10 protein-coding genes, 4 tRNA genes and 3 other RNA genes are annotated in these 12,804 nt (G+C 52.4%); all 17 read left to right on the top strand.

The genetic code is table 11. From position 1 onward, the window contains the following. Positions 1–254: 254 nt before the first annotated feature. The 17 genes from wecA to NR177_RS12680 all read left to right on the top strand — a co-directional run bounded on the left by wecA (position 255) and on the right by NR177_RS12680 (position 12,196). The gene (gene wecA / locus NR177_RS12600) at positions 255–1,340 is read left to right on the top strand and encodes a UDP-N-acetylglucosamine--undecaprenyl-phosphate N-acetylglucosaminephosphotransferase (protein ID WP_241568134.1); all 1,086 of its coding nucleotides are present in this window, start codon (positions 255–257) and stop codon (positions 1,338–1,340) included. A gap of 27 nt (positions 1,341–1,367) precedes the next feature. Then, the gene (gene wzzE, locus NR177_RS12605) at positions 1,368–2,417 is read left to right on the top strand and encodes an ECA polysaccharide chain length modulation protein (RefSeq protein WP_256852998.1); all 1,050 of its coding nucleotides are present in this window, start codon (positions 1,368–1,370) and stop codon (positions 2,415–2,417) included. A gap of 10 nt (positions 2,418–2,427) precedes the next feature. Beyond that, complete coding sequence (gene wecB / locus NR177_RS12610) at positions 2,428–3,558, top strand: non-hydrolyzing UDP-N-acetylglucosamine 2-epimerase (protein ID WP_096012928.1); 1,131 nt, start codon at positions 2,428–2,430, stop codon at positions 3,556–3,558. Then, positions 3,555–4,814, top strand: coding sequence for a UDP-N-acetyl-D-mannosamine dehydrogenase (gene wecC / locus NR177_RS12615; protein WP_256852999.1), 1,260 nt, complete (start codon positions 3,555–3,557; stop codon positions 4,812–4,814). Before wecB ends, wecC begins: the two co-directional genes overlap by 4 nt. Positions 4,815–4,850: 36 nt before the next feature. After that, on the top strand, positions 4,851–5,558 hold the full coding sequence (gene rffC, locus NR177_RS12620) for a dTDP-4-amino-4,6-dideoxy-D-galactose acyltransferase (RefSeq protein ID WP_256853000.1): 708 nt from the start codon (positions 4,851–4,853) through the stop codon (positions 5,556–5,558). Next, positions 5,545–6,675, top strand: coding sequence for a dTDP-4-amino-4,6-dideoxygalactose transaminase (rffA, locus tag NR177_RS12625; protein ID WP_256853001.1), 1,131 nt, complete (start codon positions 5,545–5,547; stop codon positions 6,673–6,675). The genes rffC and rffA overlap by 14 nt, the downstream gene beginning before the upstream one ends. Further along, entirely contained in the window at positions 6,675–7,925 is a 1,251-nt protein-coding gene (wzxE, locus tag NR177_RS12630; protein ID WP_256853002.1) for a lipid III flippase WzxE, read from the top strand. Before rffA ends, wzxE begins: the two co-directional genes overlap by 1 nt. Next, positions 7,922–8,989 (top strand): TDP-N-acetylfucosamine:lipid II N-acetylfucosaminyltransferase, encoded by a 1,068-nt coding sequence (locus NR177_RS12635; RefSeq protein ID WP_256853003.1) that lies wholly within the window; start codon positions 7,922–7,924, stop codon positions 8,987–8,989. Before wzxE ends, NR177_RS12635 begins: the two co-directional genes overlap by 4 nt. Continuing rightward, a complete protein-coding gene (wzyE, locus tag NR177_RS12640; protein WP_063877892.1) occupies positions 8,986–10,329 on the top strand; it encodes an ECA oligosaccharide polymerase in 1,344 nt (447 codons plus the stop codon). Before NR177_RS12635 ends, wzyE begins: the two co-directional genes overlap by 4 nt. A gap of 36 nt (positions 10,330–10,365) precedes the next feature. Then, positions 10,366–11,106 (top strand): lipopolysaccharide N-acetylmannosaminouronosyltransferase, encoded by a 741-nt coding sequence (gene wecG, locus NR177_RS12645; RefSeq protein ID WP_241568142.1) that lies wholly within the window; start codon positions 10,366–10,368, stop codon positions 11,104–11,106. 158 nt (positions 11,107–11,264) lie between these two features. Then, positions 11,265–11,341 (top strand) — tRNA-Arg (locus tag NR177_RS12650). A gap of 95 nt (positions 11,342–11,436) precedes the next feature. Continuing rightward, a tRNA-His gene (locus tag NR177_RS12655) sits at positions 11,437–11,512 on the top strand. Between the two features lie 16 nt (positions 11,513–11,528). After that, positions 11,529–11,615, top strand: a tRNA-Leu gene (locus NR177_RS12660). A gap of 20 nt (positions 11,616–11,635) precedes the next feature. Next, positions 11,636–11,712 (top strand) — tRNA-Pro (locus NR177_RS12665). A gap of 32 nt (positions 11,713–11,744) precedes the next feature. Then, a non-coding RNA gene (locus tag NR177_RS12670) (RtT sRNA) lies at positions 11,745–11,874 on the top strand. Positions 11,875–11,907: 33 nt separating this feature from the next. After that, a non-coding RNA gene (locus NR177_RS12675) (RtT sRNA) lies at positions 11,908–12,037 on the top strand. Positions 12,038–12,069: 32 nt separating this feature from the next. Then, positions 12,070–12,196: non-coding RNA, RtT sRNA (locus NR177_RS12680), on the top strand. Positions 12,197–12,804: the final 608 nt, after the last annotated feature.

Consider the following 12,804-nt stretch of genomic DNA (forward strand, 5'->3'; position numbering starts at 1 on the left):
GATGGCGTTTTTTTGCTTTAAATGATCATAAAATAGCCCTGACGCCACGTTCTGACGTGGCGTTTTTCATTTCCGGGCTATAGGATTGAATCCTGGCAAGCGTAATAATAATGACGGTGGAAGTGGTGGACGTTTAACCGTTCGTGCACCTCTTCATGCCGAATTCGGAATCTGGAACAGTGATATGCGCGATCTTTAGCGTATTGTGAGTTCCAGGATGATAGCTGAGAGCGTTTAACGTGAATTTACTCACTATGAGTACTGAGCTTGGTTTAGTTTTTATCTTTTCCTTGGTGTTTCTTTTCCTTGCTCGCAAAGCAGCTAAAAAGGTAGGTCTGGTAGACTCACCTAACTCGCGTAAACGCCATCATGGCGATATTCCATTGGTTGGCGGTATTTCTGTTTTTGCTGGCATCGCTTTCACCTTTGCTATCACTAACTATTATCTGCCACATGCCACGTTGTATCTGGTCTGCTCGTCTATTTTAGTCATCGTCGGTGCGCTTGATGATCGGTTCGATATCAGCGTAAAAATTCGTGCGGTGATACAAGCTGCGGTGGCTATTGTGATGATGGCTGGCGCGAAGCTATATCTGCTGAGTTTGGGATTTATCATCGGTCCGGTTGAGTTGATTGTCGGACCGTTCGGTTATGTGTTGACGCTCTTTGCCGTCTGGGCTGCCATTAATGCCTTCAATATGGTTGATGGGATTGATGGGTTGCTGGGAGGACTCTCTTCGGTAACGTTTGGTGCAATGGGGGTCATTCTGTCCCTGGATGGTCAGTACAGCCTGGCCATGTGGTGTTTTGCTATGATCGCCGCCATTCTGCCCTACATTATCCTCAATCTTGGTTTGCTGGGTCGACGCTATAAAGTATTCATGGGTGATGCAGGCAGCACGATGATTGGTTTTACCATCATCTGGATTTTGCTGGAAACCACCCAGGGGTTGAGTCATCCCATCTCGCCGGTGACCGCGTTGTGGTTGATTGCCATCCCCCTGATGGACATGGTCGCTATTATGTATCGCCGCCTGCGTAAGGGAATGAGTCCTTTTTCGGCCGATCGACAGCATATACATCATTTACTCATGCGGGCCGGTTTTAGCTCGCGTCAGGCGTTTGTACTGATAACGGTCGCAGCTGCCTTACTTGCAGGTATTGGCGTTCTGGGTGAGTACCTCGCATTTGTACCTGAATGGGTGATGTTAGTCCTTTTTCTGCTTGCGTTTATGGCTTATGGCTATTGCCTGAAGCACTCCTGGCGTATAGCGAGACGAATTAGGCGGTTTAAGCGTCGCATGAATACCCCTGATGATACTGATAAAGATAAAGTTTGATTAGACTTAACAAAGGATAACGCTCTGATGCGCGCTAACGTTGTGGAGAACGAACTGGATATTCGCGGCCTGGGCTGTCGCTTATGGCGTGGAAAACGCTGGATAGTCGGCTGTGCGGTGCTGTTTGCATTGATAGCCTGGATAGCGACGTTACTGATGAAACAGGTCTGGAGCACCACCGCGATAACGGGGCGGCCAACGGTGAATATGCTGGGTTCCTATTATTCCCAGCAACAGTTTCTCAATAATCTGGATATGCGCAGTAACGCGCTGACGTTAAATAGCCCGTTACCTAGCGTCATGGACGACGTGTATCGGGAGTTCCTGATGCAGCTCTCATCCTGGGATACCCGCCGGGAGTTCTGGCAGCAAACCGATTATTATAAAAGCCGTAAAAGCGGCAACGCCCATAACGATGCTGCCTTGCTGGACGATATGATTGATAACATCCAGTTTACGCCCGCGGATACCGCACGTAATACCTTCGACAGCGTCAAGTTAAAAGCAGAAACTGCCAGTGATGCCAACAATCTACTGCGCCAGTATATTGCCTATGCCAGTGAGCGCGCCGCGCGCCATCTTAATGCTGAGTTAAAAGGCGCGTGGCAAGCGCGTGAGGGTCAACTTAAAGCGCAGGTTAAACGTCAGGAAGATGTCGCTAATGCCGTGTTTCAACGTCGGCAACATCGCCTGGAACAGGCGCTGAAAATTGCCAGCGAACAGGGCATTAACGAAAAGCAGACGCGCGAAGTGAGTGAGAATCTTGCTGACAGCGATCTGTTTTTAATCGGCCAACCGTTATTGCAGGGACAGTTAGAAACCCTGCGCGCCACGGGGCCGAGCTTTGACATAAGTTACGATCAAAATAAAGCGATGCTGACGACACTGGATGCCGGACCCACACTAAACAACAAATTCCAGACTTACCGTTATTTGCGTACGCCGGAAGAGCCGGTTTCACGCGACAGCCCCCGCCGGGTATTTATGATGGTGATGTGGGGCGCGGTAGGTGCACTGGTTGGTGCGGGCGTGGCGCTGGCGCGTCGTCAGCGCCCGATGTCAGATACACAAGATTGAGAGAAACAGTGTGAAAGTTCTGACAGTTTTTGGCACCCGACCTGAAGCCATTAAGATGGCGCCACTCGTGCAAGCGCTGGCGCAGGACCCTGCTTTTGAATCCCGGCTGTGTGTTACCGCTCAGCACCGTGAAATGCTCGATCAGGTACTGAGCTTATTTCAGCTGCAGCCTGACTACGATCTCAATGTTATGCGACCCGAGCAGGGGTTAACGGAAATAACCTGCCGTATTTTGCAAGGGATGCACACCGTTCTACTCGACTTCAAGCCCGACATTGTGCTGGTCCATGGTGATACCACCACCACGCTCGCGGCCAGTCTGGCGGCGTTCTATCAGCAAATTCCCGTGGGTCACGTTGAAGCCGGTTTACGCACGGGCGATCTGGCATCGCCATGGCCGGAAGAAGGTAATCGTAAGCTGACAGGTCATCTGGCCCGTTTGCATTTTACGCCCACACTGCGTTCCCGACAGAACCTGCTTGATGAAAACCTGGCCGACGACAGCATTGTGGTAACCGGCAATACGGTTATTGATGCCCTGCTGTGGGTGCGTGATCGAGTACTGGACGATAACGAGATTAATGCGCAACTGACGGCACGTTATCCGTTTCTTGATGAAAGCAAAAAGCTGGTTCTGGTCACAGGTCATCGCCGTGAAAGTTTTGGTGAGGGTTTTGAACGCATCTGCAGCGCGCTGGCCCAGATTGCGCGCCAGCATCCTCATGCACAAATCGTTTATCCGGTGCATCTCAATCCCAATGTGCATGAACCTGTTAACCGCATTCTGCGCGGTATTGACAATATCGTGCTGATTGAACCGCAGGAGTATTTGCCGTTTGTCTGGTTAATGAACCGCGCCTGGCTGATCCTCACCGATTCTGGCGGTATTCAGGAAGAGGCCCCCTCGCTGGGTAAACCCGTTTTGGTGATGCGCGAAACCACCGAGCGTCCAGAAGCTGTCGACGCGGGAACGGTAAAGCTGGTGGGCACGGATACGGCAAAAATTGTTTCTGAAGTCAGTGCATTACTTAATGATGACGAGGCCTGGCAGACCATGAGCCGCGCCCATAATCCCTATGGGGATGGCAATGCCTGCGGGCGAATTTTACAAGCTTTAAAAGATAACAGAGCCAACTTATGAGTTTTGAAACCATTTCCGTTATTGGACTGGGTTACATTGGGCTGCCAACTGCAGCCGTTTTTGCCTCAAAGGGAAAGAAAGTCGTGGGCGTCGATATTAATGCTCACGCCGTTGATACCATCAACCGGGGTGCTATTCATATTGTCGAACCCGACTTAGATCTGGTGGTTCAGGCTGCGGTCGCGCGTGGTGATTTACGCGCAACGACGCAACCAGAAGCGGCAGATGCCTTTCTGATCGCCGTGCCCACGCCGTTTATGGCGGAACGTCAACCCGACTTACGTTTCGTTCGCGCTGCCGCCGCATCTGTTGCGCCGGTACTGAAAAAAGGCGATCTGGTTATTCTGGAATCGACCTCGCCAGTGGGTAGTACAGAGCAGATGGCCGACTGGCTGGCGGCAGCACGTCCTGATTTGCGTTTTCCACAGCACGGCGATGATCCGGATATTTTCATTGCCTACTGTCCCGAGCGCGTTTTGCCCGGCCAGATCATGGTGGAGTTGATCAGTAACGATCGCGTGATTGGCGGCATGACGCCGGCCTGTTCTGCCCGCGCAAGTGCGTTGTATCGTATTTTTTTACAGGGCGAATGCGTCGAGACAAATGCCCGTACCGCTGAAATGTGCAAGCTGACAGAAAACAGCTTCCGCGATGTGAACATCGCCTTTGCCAATGAGCTGTCACTGATTTGCGCTGCGCAGCAGATTAACGTCTGGGAGCTTATTGCCCTGGCGAACCGCCATCCACGCGTCAATATCCTGCAGCCAGGCCCCGGCGTCGGCGGACACTGCATCGCCGTTGATCCCTGGTTTATTGTGGCGCAAAACCCTGACTTAGCGCGCCTGATCCGTACCGCCCGCGAAGTGAATGATGCCAAGCCGCACTGGGTACTGGATCAGGTAAAAAAGGCGCTGGCAGATTGCCTGATGCAGACCGGAAAACGTGCCAGCGATCTGACTATTGCCTGCTTCGGGCTGGCGTTTAAACCGAATATTGATGACCTGCGTGAAAGCCCGGCCATGGAAGTGGTGCATCTGATTGCCGACTGGCATCAGGGCCGTACGTGGGTCACTGAGCCGCATATTCAGCAGATCCCCGAGAGTTTAGCGACGCAGGCTACCTTGGTTTCAACGGCGCAGGCGCTGCAAGAGGCTGATATCCTGGTGATGCTGGTTGATCATCATGCGTTCCGCCGTGTTGAAGCTGCGCATATTACTCAGCAATGGGTTGTTGATACGAAAGGTGTCTGGCGCTAAAAGAAGCCTCTGGTCAACAAAGGGTCCGGTTAACTTATGTCTGTCCACGTGAAGGTTAATCCACTTGTATGGGAGAGCCAGTTCTTCGGCATCGACGCCGTAAGGCTGGAAACAGGGGGCGATCTGCCGCTTGAACGCGCACTTCAGCATCCCTGTGCGTTGTTTCAAATTAAAGTGCCTGCCGAACAAACCGAGATCATTGATGCCTTAAATCAGCACCAGTTTCATCTGGTGGAAGGTGAAGTGGATCTGTCGTTGACGATCAAGCGCACCGAACGGCAGACAGGTATTCGCATTGCACGGGAAACACAAATTGCCGCACTACGTGAAGCGGCCTCTGTGGCCTTTCGTCAAAGTCGTTTTCGCACGCCGTGGTTTGCGCCAGAAGACAGCGCGCGTTTCTATGCTCAATGGATCGAAAATGCGGTACGTGGCACTTTCGATCACCAGTGTCTGGTAGCCAGCGATGAGAACGGCGCGCTGCAGGGCTTTGTCTCGTTGCGTGAAGTAGAAGGCGATGCGCGCATTGGCCTGCTGGCCGTGGTGCCTGAGGCGCAGGGGCAAAGTATCGGTCAGCGCCTGATGCTGGCTGCGGCTGACTGGGGCCGCGCACGCCAGCTAGAGCGCCTGCGGGTTGCGACGCAAATCAGTAATCTTACGGCGATGCGTCTTTATTTACGCAGTGGCGCGCGGCTGGAAAGTACAGCGTACTGGTTTTACAGGAGAGGTCATGATTCCCTTTAATGCGCCCCCGGTCGTGGGAAGCGAAATCGACTATATGCAGTCTGCAATGAGCAGCGGCAAGCTGTGTGGCGATGGCGGTTATACTCGCCGTTGTCAGCAGTGGATGGAGCAGCGCTTCGGTAGTGTGAAAGTATTACTCACGCCTTCCTGTACCGCATCGCTGGAAATGGCGGCACTGTTGATCGACATCCAGCCCGGTGACGAAGTCATCATGCCGAGTTACACCTTTGTTTCGACCGCCAATGCCTTTGTATTGCGTGGCGCGAAAATTGTGTTTGTGGATGTGCGTCCCGATACCATGAACATGGATGAAACCCTGATCGAAGCGGCCATTACGGATAAGACCCGCGCTATCGTGCCGGTCCACTATGCGGGCGTTGCCTGCGAAATGGACGTCATTATGGCACTGGCGGCGCAGTATAAGCTGTTTGTCGTCGAGGATGCTGCCCAGGGGGTGATGTCGCGTTACAAAGGGCGGGCATTGGGCACGATTGGCCATATCGGCTGTTTTAGCTTTCACGAAACCAAGAATTACACCGCCGGCGGCGAAGGTGGCGCGACGCTGATTAATGATGCCAGCCTGGTGGAGCGTGCGGAAATTATTCGAGAAAAAGGCACCAATCGCAGTCAGTTCTTCCGGGGGCAGGTGGATAAATATACCTGGCGCGATATGGGTTCCAGCTATCTGATGGCTGACCTACAGGCGGCTTATCTCTGGGCGCAGCTGGAGGCCTCTGAACGTATTAACCAGCAGCGTTTACGCCTGTGGCAACGTTACTACGATGCCTTGAAGCCGCTGGCGGAAAAAGGCGAGCTCACGCTGCCGTCGATTCCGGCCGAATGCCAGCATAACGCGCATATGTTCTATATCAAACTGCGCGATCAGCAACATCGTCAGGCGTTGATCAACTGGCTCAAAGAGGCCGAAATCCTGGCCGTTTTTCATTATATCCCCTTACACAGCTCACCTGCGGGCCTGCGTTTTTCCCGTTTTGCCGGTGACGACCGTTTTACCACCGCCGAGAGTGAGCGTTTATTACGTTTGCCGCTGTTTTATAATCTGTCGGATAACAATCAAAGTACCGTGATCGGTTCGTTGCTGAGCTTTTTTTCCTGATGTCATTAGCCAAAGCATCGGTATGGACCGCCTCATCAACGCTGGTAAAAATTGTGGCTGGCTTGTTGGTGGTCAAGTTACTGGCCGTCAGTTTTGGCCCGGAAGGCGTGGGCCAGGCGGGTAACTTTCGCCAGTTAATCACCGTACTGGGCGTTCTGGCCGGTGCCGGTATCTTTAACGGCGTCACCACGTATGTTGCGCAATATCAACAGCAACCTCAGCAGCTACGGGCACTCGTCGGAACCGCCTCGACAATGGTAACGGGTTTCTCCACGCTGTTGGCGCTGGTGTTTTTGCTGGCTGCCGCGCCCGTCAGCACCGCGCTGTTTGGTCACGATCGCTATCAAAACGTGATACGTATTGTTGCCTTTCTCCAGTTCGGTATTGCGTGGGCAAACCTGCTGCTGGCATTGATAAAAGGCTACCGTGATGCACGCGGTAATGCGTTGGCCCTGATTTCAGGCAGCCTGACGGGCGTGCTGGGTTACGTGCTGTGTTGGTGGCTGGGAGGCTATGCGGGCGCATTAACCGGTCTGGCGCTGGTGCCGGCACTACTCGTTTTTCCTGCGCTGGTGATACTGAAACGCCGTGTACCGCTTCCGTTACGTTGGCTGCGGCCAACATGGCAGCCGGAAATGGCGCGTCATCTGGCAAAATATACCCTCATGGCGTTGATCACCGCGGTCACACTGCCGGTGGCCTGGGTGATGATGCGAAATCAACTGGCGGCCAGTAATGGCTGGGCTCAGGTAGGTTTGTGGCAGGGCGTAACCAGTATCTCCGACGCTTATCTGCAGTTTATCACCGCTACGTTTAGCGTCTGGCTCTTACCAACGCTTGCCAGGCTAGACAACAAACAGGCTATTGCACGCGAGATCGGGCGGGCGTTACGCTTTGTGTTACCGGCCGTCGCCGTAGCCAGCCTGAGCGTCTGGATCATGCGCGATATTGCTATCAGCCTGCTGTTTTCGGCGGCGTTTCACGACATGCGCGATCTGTTTGTCTGGCAACTGTGCGGCGATGTGTTCAAAGTGGGTGCCTACGTTTTCGGCTATTTGGTCATCGCGAAAGCCTCGTTACGCTTTTACGTGCTAACCGAAATCAGCCAGTTTATTTTGCTGACGCTGTTCTCACGCTGGCTTATTCCGTTACACGGGGCAAGTGGCGCAGCGCAAGCCTATATGTTCACTTACGTTACTTATTTCGCGCTCTGCTGTGGCGCATTTATTCTTCACTGTCGAAAAAAATGACTTTACTTCATGTCCTGGGATCCAACATTCCCCATCACAATCTCACGGTATTACGTTTTTTTAATGACGTGATGAGCACCGAACTGCCTGCGGCAGCGCCGCGTCACTTTATGGTGGTGACGCAGCAGCCTGAAAGCCTGAAAGGTTTTGACGCACTGCACATTGAAACGTTTAGCAGTAAGAAAGCTCTGTCTGACGCAGTGTTACTGCGAGCGAAAAACCGCGAGCAACGTTTCTTTTGCCATGGACAGTTTAATCCCTGGCTGTGGCTGGCATTGCTGAGTGGCAGGTTACGCCGTTCTCAGCTTTACTGGCATGTCTGGGGCGCGGACCTGTATGAAGATTCGCGTAGCCTGCGGTTTCGTCTGTTCTATTTTTTGCGTCGTATCGCGCAGGGGCGCGTTGCGCACCTGTTTGCCACCCAGGGCGACCTGCACCATTACCAGCAACGCCACAAGTCTGTACCGCACTCTTTGCTTTATTTCCCCACCAAGTTACCCGCTGCAGCAGTCACGCCCCATCCTGACAAGACTTTTACCGTGCTGCTGGGCAATTCTGGTGATGCCAGTAACCGCCATATTGAGGGGCTGAAAGCGATTAAGGCCCAGTTTGGTGAATATGTTCGCATTGAGGTGCCGCTGGGTTATCCCCCCGGTAACGATGAGTATATCGGGCAGATTCAGCGCGCGGCTGACAGGCTTTATCCTCAGGGGCAGGTAAGGTTATTACGTGACAACCTTGCTTTTGATGACTATCTGGCGCTGTTGGGGCGTTGTCATTTAGGCTATTTTATGTTCGAACGGCAACAGGGTGTGGGAACGTTGTGTTTGTTGATTCAGGCTAATGTGCCTTTTGTCCTGACGCGTAAAAATCCGTTCTGGCGGGATGTTACCGCACAGCAACTTCCTGCCTTGTTCAGTGATGACGTGCTGACGCCGGATCTTGTTGCAGAGGCGCGTCGACAATTATCAGGATGTGATAAACAGAGCATTGCTTTTCTGGCCCCAGGCTATCTGGCAGGCTGGCGAACGGCGTTGCGCCTTTGCGAAGGAGAGCCCTCATGAGTCTTATGGCGTTTAGTGGTCTGTTGATAGTCTATGTACTGTCACTGGTGACCATTGTGACCCTGAATTTACGCGAGCTAAAGCAGGCGCGATTTAACTTTCACCTGTTTTTTACTTTATTGTTTCTGCTGACCTTTTACTTCGGTTTCCCGCTAACCTCTGTTCTGGTGTTTCGGTTTGATACGCAGGTGGTTTCGGCTGATTTTTTACTGCAGGCGCTGCTTTCCGCCACGGCGTTTTATGCTATCTATTTTGTGAGTTACAAAGTGCGCCTCAGGCCGATAGCGGCACCGCCCGCCAGGCCCTGGCTGCGAATGAACCGGGTAGAGACGCATCTGACCTGTGGATTACTGGCACTGGTCGCGATTTCTACGGTTACGGTGTTCTTTGCCCATAACGGATTTTTGTTGTTCCGCCTCACGGCCTACAACCAGATTTTTTCCAGCGAAGTGTCTGGCGTGGCGCTGAAGCGATTCTTCTATTTCTTCATCCCGGCGATGTTGATTCCCTATTTCTTACATCCCACACGACGTAACTGGCTGTTGTTTCTTATTGTCACGGTAAGCTTTGGCTTGCTGACGTATGCCCTGGTCGGTGGCACGCGCGCCAATATCATTATCGCCTTTGCGCTGTTTCTGTTTATTGGCATTACGCGTGGCTGGATAACATTGTGGATGTTGGCCGCGGCGGGCGTCATGGCGATTGCCGGGATGTTCTGGCTGGCGTTGCGTCGCTACAACCTGGATGTCATGGGTGATGAGGCTTTTTACACCTTTCTCTACCTGACGCGCGATACGTTTTCGCCGTGGGAAAATCTGGCTCTGCTGCTGGAGAATTACCATAAAATAGATTTTCAGGGCTTAGCGCCTATGTGGCGTGATTTCTACGTATTTATCCCATCATGGCTGTGGCCCGATCGTCCCATGGCGGTCCTGAACAGCGCCAACTACTTTACCTGGGATGTGCTGAATAACCATTCCGGTTTGGCCATTTCACCCACCTTAATCGGTTCGTTACTGGTTATGGGCGGCGTCTGGGCGATTGTGCCAGGTGCCGTGGCTGTCGGGTTAATCATCAAGGCCTTTGATACCTTATATCAGCGTGGCCGCGAGGAATCGAATCGTTACACCGGTGCGATTCTGCAGAGTTTTTGTTTTGGTGCGGTGTTCAACATGATTGTGCTGGCGCGAGAAGGGCTGGATGCGTTTGGATCGCGAGTGGTGTTTTTCTGTATTATTTTTGCCGCCTGTTTGGGAATGGCGAAATTGCTTTTCTGGTTACTGGATCATGTCGGCCTGATTCGCAGCCGTAGTGAGCGGGCGCTTCATAGCCCATCCTGATTAACCTCTGGTCTTTAAGGGAAGAATTAAAAAGAAATGAGCACGGTTTCCGATACGCCACGCTATGTGATTCGCGGTATTACGCTTTACGCTTTTAACAGCATGACTGCTTTTGTGGATTTCCTGATGCCGCTGTCAGGTATTCGGACAGGAACGCTGGTGGCTATCAATGCGGAAAAGGTACTGAATGCCGAGCAGGATGAGGCGCTGCGCGCTCAAATTGAGCAGGCTGAATTCAAATACCCCGACGGCATCAGCATCGTGCGCTCTGTTCGCAAGAAATATCCTCACGCCTCAGTGCAGCGCATTGCTGGCGCAGACCTGTGGGAAGCCTTGATGGAGCGCGCGGGCCGCAATGGAACGCCGGTGTTCCTGATTGGGGGTCGGCAGGCGGTACTGGATGAAACCTGCGATAAATTACGTCGTCAGTGGAACGTGAATATTGTCGGTGCTCAGGATGGCTATTTTTCGCCTGACGAACGGGACGCCCTGTTTGCCCGCGTTGCGGCGAGTGGAGCCAGGCTGGTGACGGTGGCGCTGGGTTCGCCACGGCAGGAGCGTTTAATGGCCGAGTGTCGGCATCACTGGCCCGATGCGTTATATATGGGCGTAGGCGGCACTTACGACGTGTTTACGGGGCATGTAAAGCGTGCGCCCTTAATCTGGCAGAAGCTTGGACTGGAGTGGCTCTATCGCTTGATTAAGCAACCCAGCCGCATACATAGACAGTTAAAGCTGGTGAAATATTTGCGTTATCACTGGCGTGGTGATCTCTGAGATCGCTGATTAATGCCAGGTTTTTAGCACTTGTGCTGGCGTAAATGCGTTAATTGTCGACGAAATGCACAAAGCGTAATCAAACGCGCTATTTTCTTTAAAAAGCACTAGACAGGATGGGCGCTTATCTCTAGTATGCACATCCGCAACGGCGCTACGCGCCCGTAGCTCAGCTGGATAGAGCGCTGCCCTCCGGAGGCAGAGGTCTCAGGTTCGAATCCTGTCGGGCGCGCCATTTAGTATGTGCGTAAGAGCTTCGGTGGTTTGAGTACCGCGTTAGTAACAAAGTTTTAAATGCTGTGGGTTTGACTTGCAACATTCAGTACAGTGGTGGCTATAGCTCAGTTGGTAGAGCCCTGGATTGTGATTCCAGTTGTCGTGGGTTCGAGTCCCATTAGCCACCCCAGATTTTGCTGGGATACGCGAAGGTGGCGGAATTGGTAGACGCGCTAGCTTCAGGTGTTAGTGTCTTAACGGACGTGAGGGTTCAAGTCCCTCTCTTCGCACCAGGCAAAACAAAATAAAAAATCGGCGAGTAGCGCAGCTTGGTAGCGCAACTGGTTTGGGACCAGTGGGTCGGAGGTTCGAATCCTCTCTCGCCGACCATTTTAGAAACCTGTCTGAAAAGACAGGTTTTTTTTCGCCTGAATAAAATGAGGATGAGAACCTCCGAAGGCCGTTTGCGCCGAGCGAAGCGAGACAACGTTGCGAATGCAACGGCCCGAAAGGCGCGTCCCGCAGGGGCGCGTAATCCTCTCTCGCCGACCATTTTAGAAACCTGTCTGAAAAGACAGGTTTTTTTTCGTCTGTGTAAAATGAGGATGAGAACCTCCGAAGGCCGTTTGTGCCGAGCGTCAGCGAGACAACGTTGCGAAGGCAACGGCCCGAAGGGCGCGTCCCGCAGGGGCGCGTAATCCTCTCTCGCCGACCATTTTAGAAACCTGTCTGAAAAGACAGTTTTTTTTCGCCTGAATAAAATGAGGATGAGCACCTCCGAAGGCCGTTTGCGCCGGGCGAAGCGAGACAACGTTGCGAAGGCAACGGCCCGAGTGCAACGGCCCAGGGGCGATTGATATCTAATTAACCAGCCCGCCCAGCCCGCCCAGCCCGCTCAGCGACAGACCTCTTAATGGATCAACCCCGGATCATGCCATAACACAAACTGTCGCAAAACCGAGACGCTTAACGGGTTGTTTTATAAGTAATTGACAGGTTTTTACTTTGTATGTCGCTTATTTGCGACATCCATGCCGGGTTTTGTCGTTATAACCCGACGGATATCACAAATCTCAATCAGCCTGATCATTTTTTGATTTTTAACGTTATGATTTTTAAGACAAGATAAAATAAAATCTGCAACTGGCATGAATTATGCAATAATGAGAGTGTAGATGCTCATTCCACCTCTTATGTCTGCTTAGGCTACATAAACCTGGGAATGACGCAGAGCCAATTTGGGTACCTGTTGTCTGCCTGCCTGTATCGCGAAAGTCTTACAGGGTTATCAGACACCACGTTGAGTCGGGTACCTTTCGGTTGTCAAACCGACCTGATCTTACACCTGCTTATGGCAGGTGTTTTTTTTTGCCTGAAATAACGGATGTAAAAAAACCGGGCTAACCCTAATGCTGGTCACTTAAGGTGACCAGCCTTTTTTTTATCGGCATATTTCCGGGATCTTATTCGCAGCTCCCGCGG

It is taken from the genome of Pantoea sp. Fr+CA_20 (assembly GCF_024520835.1).
GTDB lineage: Bacteria > Pseudomonadota > Gammaproteobacteria > Enterobacterales > Enterobacteriaceae > Pantoea > Pantoea allii.